The organism is Saccharicrinis sp. GN24d3 (assembly GCF_052400645.1).
GTDB lineage: Bacteria > Bacteroidota > Bacteroidia > Bacteroidales > Marinilabiliaceae > Saccharicrinis.
Map to the genome: position 1 here is coordinate 379467 of NZ_JBQTGI010000002.1, position 21820 is coordinate 401286.

Annotated in this window: 19 protein-coding genes; 11 read left to right on the top strand and 8 right to left on the bottom strand. The window is 39.1% G+C overall.

All coding sequences use genetic code 11. The features are described from left to right. Positions 1–5: 5 nt before the first annotated feature. From ACT29I_RS03980 to ACT29I_RS04005, 6 genes are all read left to right on the top strand, one after another. The gene (locus ACT29I_RS03980) at positions 6–1148 is read left to right on the top strand and encodes an endo-1,4-beta-xylanase (protein WP_430931490.1); all 1143 of its coding nucleotides are present in this window, start codon (positions 6–8) and stop codon (positions 1146–1148) included. Beyond that, the gene (locus tag ACT29I_RS03985) at positions 1145–2215 is read left to right on the top strand and encodes a hypothetical protein (protein ID WP_430931491.1); all 1071 of its coding nucleotides are present in this window, start codon (positions 1145–1147) and stop codon (positions 2213–2215) included. The genes ACT29I_RS03980 and ACT29I_RS03985 overlap by 4 nt, the downstream gene beginning before the upstream one ends. A gap of 30 nt (positions 2216–2245) precedes the next feature. Beyond that, positions 2246–3214: a glycoside hydrolase family 43 protein gene (locus ACT29I_RS03990; RefSeq protein WP_430931492.1), complete on the top strand. Its 969-nt coding sequence runs from the start codon at positions 2246–2248 to the stop codon at positions 3212–3214. Beyond that, on the top strand, positions 3204–4880 hold the full coding sequence (locus ACT29I_RS03995; protein ID WP_444792727.1) for a glycoside hydrolase family 43 protein: 1677 nt from the start codon (positions 3204–3206) through the stop codon (positions 4878–4880). Before ACT29I_RS03990 ends, ACT29I_RS03995 begins: the two co-directional genes overlap by 11 nt. Positions 4881–5077: 197 nt before the next feature. Continuing rightward, a complete protein-coding gene (locus tag ACT29I_RS04000; protein ID WP_430931494.1) occupies positions 5078–6370 on the top strand; it encodes a sugar phosphate isomerase/epimerase family protein in 1293 nt (430 codons plus the stop codon). Then, complete coding sequence (locus tag ACT29I_RS04005; RefSeq protein ID WP_430931495.1) at positions 6367–7113, top strand: ThuA domain-containing protein; 747 nt, start codon at positions 6367–6369, stop codon at positions 7111–7113. Before ACT29I_RS04000 ends, ACT29I_RS04005 begins: the two co-directional genes overlap by 4 nt. A gap of 49 nt (positions 7114–7162) precedes the next feature. Here the strand turns inward: ACT29I_RS04005 and ACT29I_RS04010 are convergent, their stop codons facing one another. The 5 genes from ACT29I_RS04010 to ACT29I_RS04030 form a co-directional block, all read right to left on the bottom strand. Then, on the bottom strand, positions 7163–9352 hold the full coding sequence (locus ACT29I_RS04010; protein WP_430931496.1) for a glutamine synthetase III family protein: 2190 nt from the start codon (positions 9350–9352) through the stop codon (positions 7163–7165). A gap of 748 nt (positions 9353–10100) precedes the next feature. After that, a complete protein-coding gene (locus tag ACT29I_RS04015) occupies positions 10101–11471 on the bottom strand; it encodes a dipeptidase (RefSeq protein WP_430931497.1) in 1371 nt (456 codons plus the stop codon). 71 nt (positions 11472–11542) lie between these two features. After that, entirely contained in the window at positions 11543–13885 is a 2343-nt protein-coding gene (locus tag ACT29I_RS04020; RefSeq protein ID WP_444792728.1) for a TonB-dependent receptor, read from the bottom strand. Positions 13886–13988: 103 nt separating this feature from the next. Next, a complete protein-coding gene (gene zupT, locus ACT29I_RS04025; protein WP_430931499.1) occupies positions 13989–14807 on the bottom strand; it encodes a zinc transporter ZupT in 819 nt (272 codons plus the stop codon). A 58-nt stretch (positions 14808–14865) separates the two neighbouring features. Continuing rightward, positions 14866–15531 carry a metal-dependent transcriptional regulator gene (locus ACT29I_RS04030; protein WP_444792729.1) on the bottom strand — a complete coding sequence of 222 codons (666 nt, stop codon included), beginning with the start codon at positions 15529–15531 and terminating at the stop codon, positions 14866–14868. Between the two features lie 181 nt (positions 15532–15712). Here ACT29I_RS04030 and ACT29I_RS04035 point away from each other — a divergent pair, with 181 nt between their 5' ends. The 5 genes from ACT29I_RS04035 (at position 15713) to ACT29I_RS04055 (ending at position 20605) form a co-directional block, all read left to right on the top strand. Continuing rightward, on the top strand, positions 15713–16687 hold the full coding sequence (locus ACT29I_RS04035; RefSeq protein ID WP_430931501.1) for an N-acetylmuramoyl-L-alanine amidase family protein: 975 nt from the start codon (positions 15713–15715) through the stop codon (positions 16685–16687). Positions 16688–16762: 75 nt separating this feature from the next. Continuing rightward, on the top strand, positions 16763–17662 hold the full coding sequence (locus ACT29I_RS04040; protein ID WP_430931502.1) for a nucleotidyltransferase family protein: 900 nt from the start codon (positions 16763–16765) through the stop codon (positions 17660–17662). Positions 17663–17746: 84 nt separating this feature from the next. Next, the gene (locus tag ACT29I_RS04045) at positions 17747–18265 is read left to right on the top strand and encodes an NUDIX hydrolase (protein ID WP_430931503.1); all 519 of its coding nucleotides are present in this window, start codon (positions 17747–17749) and stop codon (positions 18263–18265) included. A 145-nt stretch (positions 18266–18410) separates the two neighbouring features. After that, the gene (locus tag ACT29I_RS04050; RefSeq protein ID WP_430931504.1) at positions 18411–19703 is read left to right on the top strand and encodes an aminotransferase class I/II-fold pyridoxal phosphate-dependent enzyme; all 1293 of its coding nucleotides are present in this window, start codon (positions 18411–18413) and stop codon (positions 19701–19703) included. Positions 19704–19975: 272 nt separating this feature from the next. Further along, positions 19976–20605, top strand: a complete 630-nt coding sequence (locus ACT29I_RS04055; protein ID WP_430931505.1) for a class II aldolase/adducin family protein — start codon at positions 19976–19978, stop codon at positions 20603–20605. A 32-nt stretch (positions 20606–20637) separates the two neighbouring features. Here ACT29I_RS04055 and ACT29I_RS04060 read toward each other — a convergent pair whose 3' ends face one another. The 3 genes from ACT29I_RS04060 to ACT29I_RS04070 form a co-directional block, all read right to left on the bottom strand. Beyond that, complete coding sequence (locus ACT29I_RS04060) at positions 20638–20823, bottom strand: ATP-binding protein (protein WP_430931639.1); 186 nt, start codon at positions 20821–20823, stop codon at positions 20638–20640. A 195-nt stretch (positions 20824–21018) separates the two neighbouring features. Next, a complete protein-coding gene (locus ACT29I_RS04065) occupies positions 21019–21354 on the bottom strand; it encodes a hypothetical protein (protein WP_430931506.1) in 336 nt (111 codons plus the stop codon). 28 nt (positions 21355–21382) lie between these two features. Beyond that, complete coding sequence (locus ACT29I_RS04070) at positions 21383–21796, bottom strand: threonyl-tRNA synthetase editing domain-containing protein (RefSeq protein ID WP_430931507.1); 414 nt, start codon at positions 21794–21796, stop codon at positions 21383–21385. Between the last annotated feature and the right edge of the window lie 24 nt (positions 21797–21820).

Below are 21820 nucleotides of genomic sequence, written 5' to 3' on the forward strand. Positions count from 1 at the left end.
GACACATGAATTTAAAGACAAAATTATCATATATACTTGCAGGGTTCTTAGTATTGGGATTAAGCTCATGCTCTTCTCCAGCAAAAACATCGAAAGACAAAGTAATGACGCTTTCGAAAGCTTACGAAGGCAAATTTTTAATAGGAACAGCCTTAAATACAGCTCAAGTTTTAGGTGAAGATACATCATCCTTAAAAGTTGTTAGAACGCATTTTAATTCAATAGTGGCCGAAAACTGTATGAAAAGCGAGGTGCTTCAACCACAGCAGGGCGTATTCGACTTTAAACAAGCAGATGGTCTTATAAAGCAAGGAGAGCAAACAAACTCTTTTATTGTGGGACATACTTTGGTTTGGCATTCGCAAGCTCCTGCGTGGATTTTTGTGGATAATGCAGGAATTGAAGTATCAAGAGATACGTTAATTGAAAGAATGAGAACGCATATTTCAACGGTTGTGGGACGTTACAAAGGTAAGGTACACGGTTGGGATGTAGTGAATGAAGCATTAAACGAAGATGGTACATTACGTCAAAGTAAGTGGTACAATATAATAGGACCTGATTTTATTGAATTAGCCTTTAAATTTGCACATGAAGCCGACTCAACTGCAGAGTTATATTATAATGATTATAACATGTATAAACCTGAAAAAAGAGAAGGAGCTGTTCGATTAGTTAAATCGCTTCAGGAAAAAGGTGTTAGGATTGATGGTGTAGGAATGCAGGCACATTATGGTTTAGATATGGATCTGATTTCTGACATTGAAGCTAGTATAAATGCCTTCTCTTCAACTGGTGTTCAAGTAATGATTACAGAATTAGATATATCGGTACTTCCTTTTCCAACAGAAGAGCTTACAGCTGAGGTTAGTCAGTCGTACGAAAATAAGCCTGAGTTTAATCCATATGTCACTGCTTTGCCAGATTCCATGCAGCAAGCTTTAGCTGACCATTATGTAGACTTATTTAAGGTGTACCTGAGAAATCATGATAAAATTAGTAGAATTACTTTTTGGGGAGTAAACGATAGTCAAACCTGGCGTAATTATTGGCCTATATCAGGACGTACGGATTATCCTTTATTGTTCGATAGAAATAACAAGGCAAAGCCAGTATTAAATAAATTGATAAAACTTGTAGAACAATGAAAAGTGGGAAGTATTTTTTATTAATCACGATTGTGTTTCTTGGGGTCATATCCTGCAGTAAAAATAAAAGTACTACGGTTTCCATTAAAGATAATCAGTTTTATATCAATGGGGAATTAACTTACAAAGGTGTAAAATGGAACAATTATCCCATTGAAGGATTGTTGATGAATGCAAGGATGGTACAAGGTATTTTTGATGACCTTAACCCCAACACAAAATCAGGTTTTATTTATCCAGACACAAAAACATGGGATGCGGATAGAAATACCAACGAATTTGTTATGGCAATGGGTGATTGGTATGACCATGGCTTATTGGCTTTTACCTTAAATATGCAAGGGGGTAGCCCATTGGGATATGGTAATGAGGGTTGGATAAATTCGGCTTTTGATCCCAAAGGAGAGTTACGACCAGATTATATGCTGCGCTTGCAGAAAATTTTAGATAAGGCCGATCAGTTAGGAATGGTCGTTATTTTAGGATACTTCTATTTTGGTCAGGATGAACATCTCGAAAATGAACAAGCTGTAGTTAATGCAGTTAATAACATTTCAGATTGGCTTATAAAAAAAGGATATAGAAATATTCTTGTTGAAATAGCAAATGAGTGTGATATTTATTACGACCATAATATTTTAAAGCCAGAAAGAATAGTAGAGTTGATTAAGCTCGTTCAAGAGAAAGGCTTATTGGTAAGCACAAGTTTTAGTGGAGGAAAAATACCAACGTCTGAAATTATTGACCAAGCAGATTTTGTGTTGCTCCATGGAAACGGGGTTGATAACGCAAAGGAAATTACAGAAATGGTTGATGCCGTTAAAAACAGTTTGGCTTATACTAATAAACCTATCCTTTTTAATGAAGATGATCATTTTATGTTCGAAGAGGATAGTAATAATTTTAAGAGTGCTATTGTAGCATATGCATCCTGGGGATATTTCGATTTTAGAATGGAAGGAGAGTCCTATGAGCATGGATTTCAAAGTGTACCTGTGGATTGGACAATAAGCTCAAAGCGAAAGAAATCATTTTTTAATAAAATCAAGGACATAACATCCAATTAGGGTGAGAACCCTTGATTAAAATATAGTAAAATGAAAAAAGCAAAGTACTTAGTTAAGGATTTATTTACAGCTGACCCTTCAGCTCACGTTTTTAATGATAAATTATTCATATATCCATCACATGATTTTGAGTCGGGAGTGCCAGAAAATGACAACGGGGATCATTTTAATATGCGCGACTATCATGCTTACTCTATGGATTCGATTGATGGAGAAATCACCGACCATGGTGTGATATTGGATGTGGATGATGTACCATGGGCAAGTCGTCAAATGTGGGATTCAGATGTAGCTGAAAAAGATGGAAAATATTACCTATACTTCTCTGCCAAAAATCATAATGACATATTTAAAATTGGAGTTGCAGAAAGTGATACGCCTGAAGGTCCATTTGTTCCACTTACCCATCCGATGCGTGGCAGCTACAGTATCGACCCATGTGTATTTAAAGATGATAATGGAGAATACTTCATTTATTTTGGTGGTATTTGGGGTGGACAGTTACAACGTTACCGTAATAACAAAACCATTGAATGTGGTACTGAACCTGCTGATGATGAGCCTGCTTTAAAACCAATAGTGGCAAAATTAAGCGATGATATGTTGGAATTTGCCGAAGAACCTAAGCAATTGCAAATTTTAGATAAAGATGGTAACCCTCTTTTAGCAGGAGATCATGATCGTAGGTTTTTTGAGGCTTCCTGGATGCATAAATACAATGGCAAGTATTACTTCTCTTATTCTACTGGTAACACCCATTTATTGTGTTATGCAACGAGTGATAACCCTTACGGACCATTTACCTACCAAGGTGTTATCTTAACTCCGGTTGTCGGTTGGACTACTCACCATTCTATTGCCGAATTTCAGGGTAAGTGGTATTTATTTCATCACGATTGTGTCCCTTCCGGAGGTAAAACTTGGCTTCGAAGTATGAAAGTGGTTGAATTGGAATATAACGCGGACGGAACTATTAAAACGATAGAAGGTGGAGAATAGCAAAAGAACTTTAATTCAATGCATATTCCTTACCTGGATTGTATTCAGTATTGTGGCCTGTGGAAATTCAGAAAAGAATCCTGAAGCAGTAATTTACAACCCGGTATTGCCCGGATTTTATCCCGACCCTAGCATTTGTAGGGTCGGTGATGATTATTATATGGTAAATTCTACTTTTAGTTATTTTCCGGGTGTTCCGATTTTTCACAGTCGTGATCTGACCAATTGGAAACAAATCGGACATGTTCTTAACCGTCCCTCCCAAATTGATTTGGATGGATTAGGTGTCTCAAGAGGAATATTTGCTCCAACAATTAGGTATAATAAAGGAACGTTCTTTCTGATTACTACCTTAGTTGGGAAAAATGGGATTTTTTTTGTGACGGCACAGGATCCCTCAGGCCCCTGGTCTGATCCCGTATGGCTTCCTGAAGTTGATGGAATAGATCCTTCTATTTTCTTTGATGATAACGATAGCTGTTACATTGTTAATAATGGTCCGGCTCCTAATAATGAACCTTTATATGAAGGTCATCGAGCTATATGGATTCAACAGTTTGATTTGAATGCGAATAAACTTGTTGGAGAACGAAAAATTATCGTTGATGGAGGATCTGATATTAGTCAACAACCAATATGGATTGAAGGTCCTCATATTTATAAAAAAGAGGGTAGCTATTTTCTGTGTGCCGCAGAGGGGGGTACAGCTGAAAATCATTCGCAGGTTGTATTTAAAAGTAAATCCGTTTGGGGTCCTTGGCAGGCATTTTCAGGTAATCCCATTTTAACACAAAGCAAACTTCCGGTTGATCGTCCCCATCCAATAACTTGTACAGGACATGCAGACCTGGTAAAACTGCCGAATGGTAATTGGTGGGCTGTTTTTCTTGGTTGTCAGCCTTATGCTCCAACGGTTGAAAATCATTTTAATACCGGCCGCGAAACATTCATGGCACCGGTTGACTGGTCACAAGGCTGGCCAATAATTGGCGAAAAAGATGAAGCATTGAAACGTGTTTATCCTAGGCCTATGTTGAATGAATACGCACCTGAAGGTTATAAACCTTTGAACGGTTCATTTACGGTTCGGGATAACTTTGAAAAGGATTTCCTTTCGTTAACTTGGAGTTTTTTGCGCGTTCCTACGGATAATTGGTATGAGTTAAAAAACGGAAAGTTAGTTATTAAATGTCGTCCGGTGCCATTAACCGGGTCTGGGAACCCTTCTTTCATCGGACGCCGACAGCAACATTCTTTGTGCTCATCAACGGTTAGTTTGAATTTTCAAGCGGTTAACCAAGAAGAAGCAGCAGGACTGACAATTTTTCAGAATGAAAATCATTTTTATGGCTTACTTATTTCTAAATCGGACGGACAACATGTTGTTCGACTCGTTAAAAGAGAAGAAGTACTGGCTGAAAAAGCAATTTCAGACGAAGATGTTGACGGCTCCATTCAATTGCGTATAACAGCGCGTGGTAATTCATATGATTTTGACTATCGCGCGATTACAGCAGAATGGGTTTCTGTTGCTGCCAATGTGGACGGAACTTTTCTGAGCACACGTACCGCTGGAGGTTTTGTTGGTGCTTATTTTGGGATGTTTGCATTTGGAGACTCTGGTAATCAGGCTGCTTTTGAGTGGTTTGAATATTCAGGAGAATAAATACAATCATCGTCTGCTGTGTGCAAGGGAAGGTTGATTTATATATTGCGTAGGCACAGCTAGTCTGTAATGAAAATTAAATAGCATAAGTGGAAGTTTTAATGGAATAACAAAAAGGTAATTCTTACTTGGGAAATTTTGTTTGCCATTAGGCTTTCGCTTGTTGTATTAGAGTTTGAAAAAATAAATTATAAACCATGCGTTATTTTATACTGATTAGCTTTATTTGGGCTGTTACCTTTCTTCCACCCTACAAATTATTCGCTCAAAAATATACGATCTCTACACAAAAAGATCGTTTGCATCAATATGCTGGTCAGTGGGTGAGTACCATACATCCTAATACCGATTCTATCGCATCCAATCCGCAACTTAAGATGATCAACACATCTAATACAAATCATCATTCTTTAAATGTAGAGGTGTTACGATTAATTGGAGAAGATTACCATCCCATTCTACATGAACTAATCGGTTTTGATCGTATTAGCCAAGATATATTTGCAGCAGGACATAATGATATAGGAGATTTTTTTACTGGTAAAGGTCAGTTTACATCTGAGAATAGATGGATGATGCAAGATGCTGATTTAAACGGTAAACCTACCATGAAGGTTATATTCAATTTCCAGAGTTTTACTGATGTTATCGTTGAGGGTCTTGATACAGAAAATAACAGCCTTTGGAAAACAAGATACATCAAGCAGAATCCGAAAAACAATCACATTGGCATTCAGTTGGTATCGGTTCATGACGAAATGCAGAAAGATGCTATAGGAACATTGAAACAGTTGGGTAGGATGGGATATGATTTTGTGGAAACCTTTGTCTATAATAATGGAGCTTTTTATGGTATGCAAGCACAGTATTTTAAATCTATAGTCGAACAAGCAGGTATGCAATTTAAAGGTTCCATGACTTTCTATAATCTTCCGGACGAGAAGAATTGGAGCGAAGCAATGGAGTGGTGGAGCACATGTATTAGTGATCATAAAAAGGCGGGCGTTTCTTACCTTTCAACATCAAACAATCAAATAAAAAGTATAAAAACAAAAGTAGTTTTACAAAGATATTGCGATTATTATAATGCGGTAGGAAAATTATGCAAGGAAAGTGGGTTGCTATTTGTTTATCACAACCATGCAGATGAATTCAAAGAAATTGATGGGATAAAAGTGTATGATTATTTTCTAGAAAATACGAACCCTGAATTTGTACATTTTCAAGCAGATTTATATTGGATGCACGCAGGGGGAGCTGATATAGAAGGTTATTTCACTAAGTACCCAGATCGTTTTATTAGTTGGCATATGAAAGATTATAAGGAGCTCGGAGAAAGTGGTAAAATTGGCTTTAAAACGATACTTAAAAATGCTGATACTTCCAACCTCAAATATTTAGTTGCCGAAGTTGAGGATTATAGTTTTCCACCATTGTACAGTGCTGCATTAGCATGGGAATATATTCACTTTGAAATGTTACAACCATGAAAAATACTTTAAAATGGATAACTGTTCTAATATTTGTACATTCTTCAACTTTTATTATGTCACAAAATCAGTTCAAATTATTACTATTTACACAAGAGGATGAGTGGCATTCGGATTGTATACCTGTTGCTATAGAAACCTTTCAAAAAATGTCAATTAAACACCAGTTTCACTTCGATTGGACACTTCAGCCAGAAGAATTAGCTGAAAAGTTATATGCTTATGATGTGTTGGTATTTTTAAATGCCAATGTAGATAGTTTTGATAGCATACAAATTCAAGCGTTAAAAAGCTTTATCAACAATGATGGTGGATTCGTTGGCATTCATGCCTGTTCTTACCGTAAGAAAAATAAGCCTTGGTTTGATGGATTGATAGGAGGAGTGTTCTCCAACCACCCAAAACTTCAAACAGCAATTGTTAAAGTCGAGGAAAAGGACTTTCCTGCAGTGATGCATCTATCCAACAAATGGCTCTGGAGCGATGAATGGTATAATTTTCGAAATCTAAAAGATGATATTCGTGTTGTATTATCTGTGGACGAGAACAGCTACAATTTTACAGCCGGATACGACAATATTTCATTAAAAGGAATGGGAGCAAACCATCCTATTTCCTGGTATCACCATTACGATGGAGGAAGGGTGTTTTACACATCATTAGGACATAAGCCTGAGGCATTTAAAAACGATTTGTTTTTAAATCATATTTTTGGCGGTATTTACTGGGCACTTGGCAAATAAAAAAGGGCCGGCAACCTGCCGACCCTTTCATATATATCGCTTATACAACTTACACGTTGAATAATAACTCGCGGTATTTAGGCAATGGCCAGATTTCATCGTCAACGATCAACTCTAATTTGTCGATATGGTAACGGATGTCATCAAGGTAAGGACGAACTTTTTGATCGTAAGCATGTGCTTTATCAATTCCATCCTCCATAACATTACACTCCTTACGAGCCTCAATCATTTCTTTTCTCTTAGCTTTAATAGCAGAAGTATGTTGAGAAATTTCTTTAATTAAATCCAAACGTGTTCCTGCTAATGTCGTAAATTCTTCTTCTGTGAATAAGTCTTTCAACCCTTGAACATTTTGAATCAACTTAGTCTGGTAATTAACAGCTGTTGGCACAATGTGGTTGATGGCTATATCAGCAAGTACGCGAGATTCGATCTGAATCTTGTACACAAACTTTTCCAATTCTACCTCTACACGAGCTTCCAACTCTTTTTCACTCATGATACCACCGTCAACCAATACTTTTTTAGCAGGAGCTTCTAAGTATTTGCTTAATGACTCAGGTACACTGGTGATGTTGGTTAAACCGCGTTTTGCCGCTTCTGTTTTCCATTCATCAGAATAACCATCACCGTTAAAACGGATAGGTTCACACTCAATAATGATTTTCTTTAGCACCTGGAAGATCGCTTCGTCTTTCTTAACACCGGTATCAATTAAACCGTCCACTTCCACTTTAAACTCCCTTAACTGAGTAGCTACTGCTGCACTTAATACCGTAGTAGACACAGCTGCATTGGCAGAAGAACCTACAGCACGGAACTCGAAACGGTTTCCGGTAAATGCGAACGGAGAAGTACGGTTACGGTCAGTGTTATCCAAAATAATCTCAGGAATACGACCAATACCCAACTTAAGAGCCGTCTTTTCATCCGGTGTCATTTTATGATCCGGTACCTCAGCAACAATTTTATCTAACATAGCGGAAACCTCAGTTCCCAAGAACGCAGAGATAATTGCCGGCGGAGCTTCGTTAGCACCTAAACGGTGGCTGTTAGAAGCAGTTAGGATAGATGCACGTAATAAATCCTGGTTTTTGTATACAGCCATTAAAGTGTTCACCACAAAAGTTAAGAACTGTAGGTTACCTTTAGGATTTTTACCCGGAGCATACAATACAACACCTGTATCTGTACCTAACGACCAGTTATTGTGCTTACCTGAACCGTTGATTCCGGCAAATGGTTTTTCGTGGAACAACACGCGGAATTTATGACGACGTGAAATACGCTTCATCAAATCCATCATTATCTGGTTGTGGTCATTTCCTAAGTTAGCCTCTTCATAAATAGGAGCAACCTCAAACTGAGAAGGAGCCACCTCGTTATGACGGGTTTTAATAGGCATACCTAATTTATGTGCCTCACACTCAAGATCAACCATAAAGCTACCAACACGCTCAGGAATAGAACCAAAGTAGTGGTCATCTAACTGCTGATCTTTTGAAGAAGAGTGCCCCATTAATGTACGACCAGTCAATGCCAGGTCAGGACGTGCTTGATAAAGCGCCTCATCAATTAAGAAATACTCTTGCTCCCAACCCATGTTGGTATGTACTTTGGTAACATTTTTATCGAAATACTGACATACAGCTGTAGCCGCCTCGTCAACTGCAGCTAACGATTTCAACAAAGGCGTTTTATAATCTAAAGCCTCTCCTGTATATGAAATAAATACGGTTGGAATACAAAGTGTAGTTCCTACAATAAAAGCCGGAGAAGAAGTATCCCAGGCGGTATAACCACGTGCTTCAAAAGTTTGGCGAATACCTCCCGATGGGAAAGAAGAAGCGTCAGGTTCCTGTTGCGCTAATAATTTACCCGAAAAGTTTTCGATAATGCTACCATCGTCTCCATAGTCGATAAAACCATCATGCTTTTCAGCAGTTCCATCCGTCAATGGTTGAAACCAGTGCGTGTAGTGAGTTGCACCTTTTTCGATGGCCCAGGCTTTCATTCCTGATGCAATACCGTCAGCCATTTTTCGGTCGATTGTACCACCTTTTACGTTTGCAGCTTGCACGGCAGCGAAAGAATCCTTTGAAAGATACTTTCTCATTGACTCGTTATTAAAAACTTGTTCGCCGTAATAATCAGTTACCTTATTTGATGGTAACGTTACTTCTTTCGGTGCTCTGGAAAGCAACTCGTTTAATGCTTGAAATCTTAATGTTGCCATAATTGTATTAAAAATTAAATTTTTCTTCGAGTTAGCGTAGCAAAAATATATAATTCTAAATTAAAACCTCTAATAAACATGATTTTTTTCACTAATATTTACTTTTACGAAACAAATACCCTATTTTCTATCCATCCACAGCAATATTTTTCTAAATACAGGTGCCATTTTTTATTTTATCCTCAATCTTAAACTTAATCCCGAACAGTCCAAAAACAAATCGAAAGTAAATACCCCAGATTGCTATCAATTTAAAAGTGAAGAAAAGTGATTGTAAAATCAATATCCTAAAAAAATAAAAAAACTTTTGCATACACAGGCAAAAGTCCGATTCAAAGGGTAGAATAATCTTCTTTTTATCTACAAAAAAGCCAATCTAATTATTTTATCTTACAAGCAAATAAAAAGAATCCTTCTAAAAAATTAAAAGCATAAATGAGATTTCTTCAAGATTTAAACACTCTCTCGATTGGAACTAATCCTAATTATTCACGAACAAATACCCCTTTCGATAGCGATTAAGAGCCTAATCCAATATTAGTCTTCTAAATTGGGACTTCTCTATTTACCGGTTAATCCTCCTGAACATTCATTTCATGAAACATCATGTATTATACGTACTAAGGGATTAAATTTTCTAATTCACCCATTCCCCATCAACAAGGCACTTCTTCCTTGTTTTCAATATGGAGAGAAAAAAAATGCCGACAAAACTTGTCGGCACCTCAAATAATACATACAATATACTTTACTTCCTTAATGCTGCATAATATTCGTAGAAATATGGAATGGCCTCAATCCCTGTAAAGAACTGCTCCAACGGATAATTTTCGTTAGGCGAATGAATGGCATCCGATTCCAAGCCAAAGCCCATTAAGATGGATTTAACACCCAGGATGTCTTCAAACGTAGATATTATAGGAATTGAGCCGCCACTTCGCACAGGCACCGGCTTGCGACTAAATACTTTTTCATATGCTTGCTCGGCAGCCTGGTATTCCGGCATATCGATCGGACAAACATAACCCTGACCACCATGTAAGCTTTTCACCTCCACTTTAACACTTTCCGGGGCAATGGATTCAAAGTGGTTTTTAAATAGCTCCGCTATTTTATGATGATCCTGGTTAGGAACCAGCCTGGTAGAAATCTTTGCATATGCCTTGGATGGCAATACGGTTTTAGCTCCTTCGCCCGTATATCCACCCCAAATGCCACATACATCAAAAGAAGGACGAATACCGGTTCGCTCATTGGTTGAGTAACCTTTTTCCCCACTTAACTCTTTTACGCCCACAGCTCCCTTATAATTTTCTTCATCAAAGGGTGCTTGCGCCATCTTTTTGCGTTCTTCGGGCGTAACCTCAATCACATCATCATAAAATCCTGGTATGGTAATTTTACCTTCCTCATCCGTCATTTGCGCGATCAATTTAGCGAGCACGTTAATTGGGTTGGCGACGGCACCGCCAAATAATCCCGAATGTAAGTCGCGATTCGGTCCGGTCACCTCTACCTCCCAATAGGCCAAACCCCTAAGTCCGGTAGTAATGGAAGGAATACCTGGTGAAATCATAGAAGTATCGGAAACCAGAATCACATCGGCCTTGAGCATCTCTTTGTGCTCCATGCAAAATTTAGGCAGGTTAACAGACCCGACTTCCTCTTCCCCTTCAATCAGGAATTTAACATTACAAGGTAATTGGTTGGTCTTTACCATATACTCGAATGCTTTGGCATGCATAAAGCTCTGTCCCTTATCATCGTCGGCACCTCGAGCGTATATATTTCCGTCTTTTACGGTAGGCTCAAACGGATCGGTATCCCATAGTTCTATGGGATCTACTGGCATCACATCCATATGTGCATACACCATTATCGTTGGCAATTTCGGATCAATGAGCTTCTCTCCGTAGGTAATTGGATTGCCTTCCGTCTCGAAAATTTCAGCCTTATCGGCACCGGCATCCAGTAGTATTTTCTTCCACAATTCTGCCGCCCTGTACATATCCGGTTTGTGCGACTCTATACTACTAATTGATGGGATTCGAAGCAATTCGAACAATTCTGCAAGAAAACGATTTTTGTTTTCGCTTATATAAGTTTTTAATCCTTCCATATTATAAATTAATTAAAAAAACGATACAAGGTACAAAAGTATCGTGGTATATATTATGAATTATATCATTACTACAAACTGGATAGTTTTAAGCCTATAAAAACCGTTCGCGGACGGGATGGCCCATATATATAACCACTATCCCTGTTTTTACCGGTATCAAAATCATCCTGGTATTCATTAAAAATATTCTGTACCCCTGTGAATAGCTCTATACTCATACCTTTTTCAAACCAATCATACTGGTACGACAGCTTTAGGTTATTCTCCAAAAAGGATGACGATGTGATAAGCGCATCCTGCTCAGGCGTTCCCGGATCATCAGGCACTCCAAAATGCGGAATCAACATGGAGCCAGTATATACTCCTGATAGAGCAGCCTTAAACCCAGACCGGGGAGTGTATGTAAGGGTATAATATCCGTATTCTTGAGGCGTTCGCAAATAATCTTTTTCTCCCGACAATTCCTCCGACCATTCAACTGCCTCATCAAAGCGACTGGTTTGAATGGTTGCTCCGGCTTCCAACTGCACTTTTCTGTTATAATTTCCTCTTACCTCAACAGTACCGCCCTTAACCGTTGATCCGTCACCGTTCCTTTTTTCGAGAATAGAATTACCATCTTCATCAACGCCCATTTCTTCAAGTATAAAAGCATTATTTAAATTTGTATAGAAGCCTTCCAAGGTAAAACCAAAAATAAAATGCTTATGAGGATAATCGTAATTAATGGATGCACTCCAACTTTTTGAACGTTCCTCTTTTAAATCCGCGGCCAATTGCACTTTCTGAATTCCACCGCCGGCAAATGCTATATGCATATCGGCATCAAACGCTTGTGGCGGCCTAAATCCGGTAGACCAACCCGTTCTGAATTGCCAATTCGACAACTTATACAATAAAGATACCCTAGGGCTGAGAATCAATTCATCCACCATATTATGTTTGTCGGCCCTCACGCCCGTCAACAGGGTCAATTTTCGGTTTATTGCCCAGTCACTTTGTAAAAAGGTACCGAAATTTTTAGTGGTTTGATCGATAATATATTGATATGCTAAAATTTCATCATCCACCATATCGTAATTGTACTCTAAACCAAAAGTCAAATTATTTTTTCCTGAGATAAAATCAGATAACATGTGGTTAAGCTGAATGCCACCAATATACGTTTGATTATCGGTAACGCCATAAGGCGGTTCTTTAATGTGCTTTTCGTAAAGATCCTCACCACTGCCACTTAATTCGCCCACATCAGGCACAATACCCGTATAATGGTCTCGATCTGTTCGCTGCAAGGCCAGGTAAGCGGCAAATGACGATAAATTTTCATTAAAATTTACACTATAATCAACCCCTCCCATCAACACATTATGTACTCGTTCCTCACTTTGGTCGGCCAGATATGCCGGCCCATCTTCTTTATTACCACCGTATCTATATTCGTACATTGACGACAGGTTAAATTCAATTTTATGATTGGGAGCCGGTAAAAGAAAAGCATTTACCCCAAACGAATTATTTTTAAGCTGTGCCATCTCACTATAACCGTCCCCATTATGATCGTAAGAATCCCGTTTTCGGTGCGAGGCAAACAAACTCAATCCTGAATTTCTTCTATCTGAAACCGCGCTCACATTAACATTTGCCATAAAATCATTTGATTCGCCATTGATTATTGCCGTATTTGTATTTACAGCGTATGCGTTTCTATCCGGAGGACGCGTAATCACATTTACGGTTCCGCCAATTGCACCTGCGCCATACAAAGCAGACGCGCCTCCCCTTACTACCTCGATACGCTCAATCATGTTGGCGGGAATCTGCTCCAAACCGTATAATCCGGTCAACGGACTGAACACCGGGCGACTGTTAATTAATATCTGAGAATACCCTCCTCCTAAGCCATTCATACGCAATTGGGTGTAATTACAAGTCTGACAATCCGTCTCCAATCGTATTCCCGGTTGAAACACCAAGCCTTCCGATAAAGTATTGGCCTGTACCAACTCCAGTGTTTTCCCTTCCATCACGTTTACTATTACAGGCGATTCAGTCCTGCGCTTGAACGTTTTTGTTCCTGTGATCACCACATCATCTATGGCCATTATTTGTTCTTCCAACACAAAATTGATCTCGATACTTTGACCTGCTTTCACAACCACTTCTTTTTCAACAGGCTTATACCCCACACTGTTGGCTACAATGATATGCTTTCCCGGTTTCAAATCTATCAGCATATAATGTCCCGACATATCGGTGGCTGTCCCCTTGTTGGTCCCTTTAACATATATACTTACAAAAGGAAGATGCTCTCCTTTACTTTGAACATCCCCAAATATATTGGCATCGGTATGTTGGGCGTAGTTATTCGCCACCAATATCAACCCAGTTAAAATCAATATTATTATTCTCATTTCATTTGACTTTTTTAATGTTGATAAATAAACTGACAAACACATTAATTTGCCGCGTTTCTTCATCTATCCTACATTCGTTTTCCGCAAATCAGTCTTTGCTTTACAAAAACATCAATAAACTTAAGGCCATAATGGCCATACCGGTAACCAGCCCGTAAATTGACAAATGGTGTTCCCCGTATTTTTGGGCTGCCGGCAATAGTTCGTCCAAGCTAATAAAAACCATAATTCCTGCTACTCCGGCAAATATAATCCCAAACAAGGTTGGTGATAGAAATGGCATTAAGATAAGGTAACCCACCAAGGCGCCAACCGGCTCAGCTAAACCCGAAAGGAAACTTAACCGGAAAGCTCTACGCTTGCTTCCTGTAGCATAGTAAATAGGTACTGAAACCGCAATCCCTTCCGGTATATTATGGATGGCTATGGCCACGGCAATGGCGATACCCAGATTCGGATCGGTTAATGCCGCCGTAAAAGTAGCCAAGCCCTCCGGAAAGTTATGAATTGCAATGGCCAGTGCCGTAAAAACTCCCATACGCATCAGGTGGGTGCTTTTTCTCCGTTTTTCTTCGGTCATATCCTCAATCTTTTCCATTTCGTGCGGGTTTTCTGCCGAAGGGATCATTTTGTCAATGATTGCTATCAATGCAATCCCCCCAAAAAACGATATCACGGTTGCCCATGTTCCTGAAACCACGCCGTAGGATTCAGTCAAACTGTCCTTGGCCTTAAAAAATATCTCGACAAATGAAACATAGATCATTACCCCTGCCGAAAATCCCAAGGCCAGCGATAAAAACTTAGTATTGGTTCTTTTGGCGAAAAATGCCATGGCACTGCCAATTCCAGTGGCCAGCCCCGCAAACAGGGTTAGGCCAAACGCCATTAAAATTTGTGGGAATGCTATATTTTCCATCTTATTTGTTTCAAAAATAATTATTTACAATGTTTTTATATTTTCAATCATTTATTTATTACGCATCCAAGTACTTACAATAAATTTTTTTTTGAAGAACCGGTGACAAATGCACCTTTCTTCCATCAAATTCTATTTCCATCGAGTTATCCAAAGCAAACATTTTCACTACCTTAAAGCTTTTTCCTGTTTCAACCTTATAATGCTTGAACATCTGCTGTACTTCTTCGTCGGCATAAATTAAACGAACAATCTTATATTGTTCACCTTCTTCGCATTCATTCATTTTAATAGCGTTTTTATGCCTTTGTATGGATCCATCCGTGCCGGGAATAGGGTCCCCGTGCGGATCAAACTTCGGTTTTCCCAGATAGTCATCCATTTTTGCCAGCAACCTATCCGAAGTTTGATGTTCCAACATATCAGCCTCCATATGCACTTCATCCAAATCCATTTTTAAAACCTGGTGCAAAAACATTTCCCAAATCCGATGGCGGCGAATCACCTTTATCGCAAAGTTTAATCCCTGAGGAGTTAACTCAAGCTCTTTGTAAGGCTCATAGTTAACCAGTCCTTTTGCCGATAATTTTTTGGCCATATCTGTTATGGCAGGCCCCGAAATCCCTAAACGCATCGACAAATTAGTCATGGAGGCCTTTTCCCCTTCATCATTTTTTAAGGTGAAGATATTTTTCAAAAAATTCTCGACAGACGTTGAATTCATTTTTTCAGTTTGCTTTGTTGCAAACTTAAGCACACTTAACTTATTTTGCAAACATTTTTAGAATAATTCTAAATAAAATAACGTTACAACTCAAAAGTCACTGAGAACAAGCTTTTATTAATGAAGAAAAGAATTATTTTTGCACATAAGAGGAAATTTCTTTTACCAGAACAGATTAAAGATGATAAAAAGATTATTGATCTTATTGATAGGGTTTGTGCTTCTGCCTGCAGAAGCACAAGAAACTGTTAAAACAAAATATTCTACCCCAAAAAACGGAGAAGGACTGTATGCCTTTTTAAAACGCAACAGCCTTAATTCTGACGATTTAAAGACGGAATTTCTCGAGCTGAACAAATCCAAACTAGGCAAAAACAACACCTTGTTAATCGGTGTAAAGTATATACTTCCAGAAACAAGCACTACGATTTACGAACCTTTATATGGTAAGGAAAGAGAAAATTTCGAACTGGAATCTGATGCGCTAAAGGGTGCGGTTTTTCATTTGGTTAGCGGACATGGAGGCCCAGACCCCGGCGCACTAGGAAAATATGGCAGTAAAACCTTGTCAGAAGATGAGTATGCTTACGATATCACATTACGACTAGCAAAAAAGTTGCAGGAAAACGGGGCAACGGTGCATATGATAATAGAAGATAAAAACGATGGCATCCGAGACGACTCTTATCTTGAATCCGACAAAGATGAAACATGTTTGGGGGAAGCTATCCCCTTAAAACAGATCAACCGCTTACAACAACGTACCGATGCCGTAAACAAATTGTATATCCAAAACAAGCCCTCATACCAAAGGTGTGTGGTTATCCATGTAGATTCAAGAAGCAAGGGAAAAGAAATTGATGTGTTTTTTTACCATGCACCTAAAAGCAAATCAGGTAAAGCCACCGCTCAATCCATATTAAAGGTATTTGACGAAAAGTATAACAAACATCAGCCGTCGAGAGGGTATTCCGGTGTGGTAAACAGCCGTAATTTATACCTTTTGCGAAAAACATACCCAACAGCAGTATTTGTTGAATTGGGCAACATTCGAAACTACCGCGACCAGCAACGATTCATCATACAAAACAACAGACAAGCGCTGGCTAACTGGATGTACGAGGGCTTAATAAATGATTTCAAAGAAAACAATTAATTTATAGATAATCTCCCCCTACTTTACAGCAAGGTTTTTACCTTTGAATGAATTTTATACAAAACGCTAAATAATATGAAACCTACACTTTTAGTACTGGCAGCCGGAATGGGCAGTCGCTATGGAGGATTAAAACAATTGGACACCTTAGGCCCCAACGGAGAATCAATTATAGACTATTCTGTTTACGATGCTATTCAGGCTGGATTTAAAAAAGTTGTATTTGTGATTCGTCATTCTTTTGCCGATCAGTTTAAAGAAAGGTTCGACCCTATGTTGGCGGGGAAAATAGAGGTTGATTATGTGTATCAGGAGCTAGATATATTACCTGAAGGTTTTTCTGTACCCGAAGGAAGAGAGAAACCATGGGGTACAGGACATGCCATGCTGATGGCCAAAGAAGCTATTCAGGGACCTTTTGCCATTATTAATGCCGACGATTTTTATGGACGTGAGGCTTACCAAACGGTGGTGGACTTTGTGGAAACGAGCACGAGCGACACCGAATACGCAATGGTAGGCTATTATCTGGATAATACTTTATCCGAATACGGTACGGTATCGCGTGGTGTTTGCGAAACAGATACGAACAATAACTTAGCGAACATAGTGGAGCGTACTAAAATTGGATATCTTGACGGTAAAGTGGTCTTTTACGAAGGCGAAGAAACAACCGAGCTAACCGGTAAAGAACCTGTGTCCATGAATTTCTGGGCATTTAAAAACTCCTTCTTCTCCGCATTAGAAGAAGGCTTTTTGGCTTTCCTTGAGGAAAAAGGAACTGAAATGAAATCAGAATTCTATTTTAATGCATTGGTGGATAAAATGATTAAAGCCGGAAGGGCTACAACCAAGGTATTGTCCAGCGATGCCAAATGGTTTGGTGTTACTTATCAAGAAGACAAACCAATTGTACAGCAAAGCTTACAAGCTTTAATTGATAAAGGCGTGTATCCCTCTAATTTGTGGGGGTAATATATTAGTGATTCGTCAATGGTCCTCGGTCAGGGTTGTAATACTACCACTGACTGATGCACTATTGACCATTAAACCCAATCGATGACAAAACCCGAAAAGGTACTAAAATTCTGCCCCAAGTGCGGTTCTGAAAAGTTTCACTTTGAAGGCGAACGCTCTTTCTTATGTGGCAACTGTAGTTTTCATTTTTTTATTAATGGAGCGGCCGCTGTCGCTGCTCTGATCGAAAATGAGAAGGGCGAACTACTTTTAACAGTAAGGGCATTCGACCCCAACAAAGGTATGCTGGACTTGCCGGGCGGTTTTGTCGACCCTAATGAATCCGTTGAACATGCTTTGACAAGGGAAATAAAAGAAGAATTAAACCTAACCGTAACTGAGTTGGAATACTTAACATCTTTTCCCAACGAATATGTTTTTTCGGGTTATTCCGTTTACACTTGCGACCTGGCTTTCAGGTGTAAGGTGCAAGGGTGGGATCAAATGCATATCAAGGATGATATCTCGGATATAAGATTTGTTAGCAGAGAAAATATCGACTGGGATGCCGTTGGGGCCGAATCCATTAAAAAGATTGCCAAAGCACATTGGAATATGTAATGCCAGCTTCGCTCCCACAATAATTTATCTTTTTTCAACCTTTCCCATAATAATTTGTTAATAAACTGCTCTTTTTTTAGCAAATTTGCAATACGCACCAATTATTGTACGCAAAAAAATATTCACACAAAACGTAATTGTAACGATGAATCCGCAAGCACAAGAATTAAACGAGGTTATTATTTCAAAAAATCCTGTTGTTTTTGAATTATTATCCGAAAAAGGGAAAAATATTTTTTTCCCCAAAAAAGGGATTTTAGGTCAGACTGCAGAAGCGAAGGGCACCAAGATAAATGCCACCATTGGAGCCGCCATTGAAGACGATGGAACGCCAATGCGATTAGAATCGATTGCCTCAAAGATAGATTTGGATCCATCACTGTCCTTTCCCTATGCGCCCAGTTTCGGCCGTCCCGATTTAAGAAGCAAGTGGAAAGAAATGATATACGAGAAAAACAGTAAACTTAAAGGTAAAGAACTGAGCCTGCCCATAGTAACCAGCGCCCTTACACATGGCCTTAGTATGGCCGGCTACCTGTTCATGGACGAAGATCAGGAAATTATTGTGCCCGACTTATTTTGGGGCAACTACAATTTAGCACTGATAAATGCCTATGGCGTAAAGTTTAACAAGTTTAATTTGTTTAAAGACGGGGGATTTGACACCGAAGCTTTAAAGGTTAGTTTGATGTCGGGAGGCGAGAAAAAGATAGTGATACTTAACTTCCCTAATAATCCGACCGGATATACCCCTACCAACGAAGAAATGGATGCCATTACTGCAACCATAAAAGAAGCCGCCGAAACGGGAAAGAAGATTGTGGTAATTATAGACGATGCATATTTTGGCCTTGTGTTTGAAGAAGGAATTGCCAAAGAATCCATTTTCGCCAACTTGGCCGATTTACACGAAAATGTGTTGGCAGTAAAGATAGACGGGGCAACGAAGGAAGATTATGTATGGGGTTTTCGCGTAGGATTTATCACCTATGGAATTAAGGGAGCAGATGCAGATTTGTATCATGCACTTGAAATGAAAACAGCTGGCGCAGTTCGCGGAAACATATCCAATTCATCAAACCTAAGTCAGTCCTTGTTGTTACACGCTTTCGAGTCGCCTGATTACCCAGAACAGAAACACTCGAAGTTTGTACTCATGAAAACCCGATATCAGGCCATTAAAGATGTGTTAACTGATGACAAATATGGCGAGTACTTTACTCCTCTTCCATATAATTCAGGGTATTTTATGTGCGTCAAACTAAAGGAAGGGCTGGATGGTGAAGCGATCAGGGAAATTTTGATAAAAAAATACAGCATCGGAGTTATCAACCTCAACAATATATTGCGGGTCGCCTTTTCAGCCATGGCTGCATCTGATGCGCAAGAATTGTTTGATGGCATATTGGCTGCCTGCAAGGACTTCGAATCGAGATAACGATCTTTTTATGTAGCAGTTGCCAATAAACGTAAAATACGCGTTTGCACATCCCGCAGCCGTATGACCGTTTTTTCTGGCTTCACAGACCTTCTCTTTGACCGCTCCTTAACGAAGGTTTTGTAACCAACGAGTTATATTGCAGGCACTTATTTATTTAAAAAAAAGACGGGGAGATGTTTCCAACAGGAATATTCGCCTCGTTCTTTTTTAAATATTTCTTTTAAAATAAATAGATTTCCATTAGCTTTAATCGCAACATACAGATGGCTATGGAAACTAAAGACCTTTATATAGAAGAGCGCAATGAGGTAGCTCGATTTATGCGACGATTGTATAATAAAAACCTTACCACCAGCTTAGGCGGAAATATCAGCAAACGATTAGGTGAGCATGTTATTATTACCGCAACAGGCATTGACAAAGGGGAGCTTGAAGGCAGCCAGGTGGCTATTATTGATTTTAGCGGTATCAACCTGACCCCACATCTTAAACCCAGCCTCGAAACCACAATGCACCTTCAAATATACAAGGATCATCCCACCGTCAACGCCATTGTGCATTGCCACACTATATTTGCATCAGCATTTTCTGCCATGGACATCCCAATCAATGCGCACCTTATTGCCGAATCACGAATGATTATTAAAGAACCCGTTGTGGCTCCGTATGGTTTGGTGGGCTCTGAGGAACTTGCCAAAAATGTAAGTGACACCTTTGCCGAAAATAAAGTTTTAATCATGGAAAATCACGGTATCACTGCTATCGGTTCCAAAATGATTAAAGCCTTTAACAGAATTGAAGTTTTGGAAAACGCGGCAAAAATGACCTTCATCACTCATCTGATGAATGACGAAAGAAAGCTTTCAGATGATCAGCTATCGCAAATTGATGAATTGTGAAGCATATAACCTATCTTGTTCAGCAAGGAATATCAAATCGGATGTGTAAAAGTAAATTGCGTTCCAACATTCAACTCACTTTTTAATCTAATTTGACCACCCAATAATTCCACCATAGTTTTTGCGATCGACAGTCCCAGGCCGGTTCCTCCCATGTCGGCAAAATGTTGGTTCGAGAACCGAATGGCCTTGGTTTGCTTTATCTCCTCCCGCCGCAGTCTCCCGTTGTACCGGGATTATGTATTGGAGGTTCGTCATGAGCATTGCAAGTACAATAAAACAAGGCATTACTGAAACGAAGCATATCATCGTTCTGGTGAGTTGAAGTGATGCAACGAAGTGCCTTGTTTTAAAGTAATTTCAATGTGTAATAGAATTTCTAATGCATATTGCGGGTTGAAAACAAACACCAATCACAAGTTGCCTAAAAGCAAAGTCATGACAATAGAAAAAATGAAAATCAGTTTAGTTTGATTCTGGGCACGCTCCTTTAGATAATCCGAATACATAAAACCCTCAAGACTAAAGTCCTGATCTAGCATACCTAAACTCACAAACACCTCACCAATGTGTTGCCATCGTGCTTTGTACATATATCCAATTTCCACAAATTGAGGCTGAATCAATTCCTCCATCTTCCGGGCCTCATACATAAGTTCTTCCGCGGTAAGGCAATCACTATATTTATTTATAATAACTTCACGTTTATGACGCATTGCATATTGCCAACCTTTGATATGTGTTGGCATATTTACTTGATCTCAACCATATATTAAACTATAAACTGGCCCAAATACGAGCGAGCGAGCTGCCCGGAGCGTCAATCTTTAAATCCAAAAAATACCCAAACGGCGTTTGGGCCACTTCAAAATCCGAATTTTCCAGTCTTTTTTGGGCTGCATCAAATAAATCTTTTGTAAAACCGCTTGACGCCTTACTTTCGGACAGATGAGCAAATGAATGCAAAACCACGCGTTTGGTGTCATTTTTTCTAGCCGTCCATTTTAAGTGATTCACCAGCTTTTTCTCCCGACTCAACAAGTCCTTATCCTCATCGTCTTTTTCCACCTGAATAAATGCCAGGATAGAGTCACTGAAGCTCTTTCCCTCACCCGGGTCTGGGGCATCGTCCAGGTTTTGCACCTTAGGACAATATGAAAAGCTATTTACAAACAAAACCAACACTTTCATAACACGTTAACACGAACATCATTT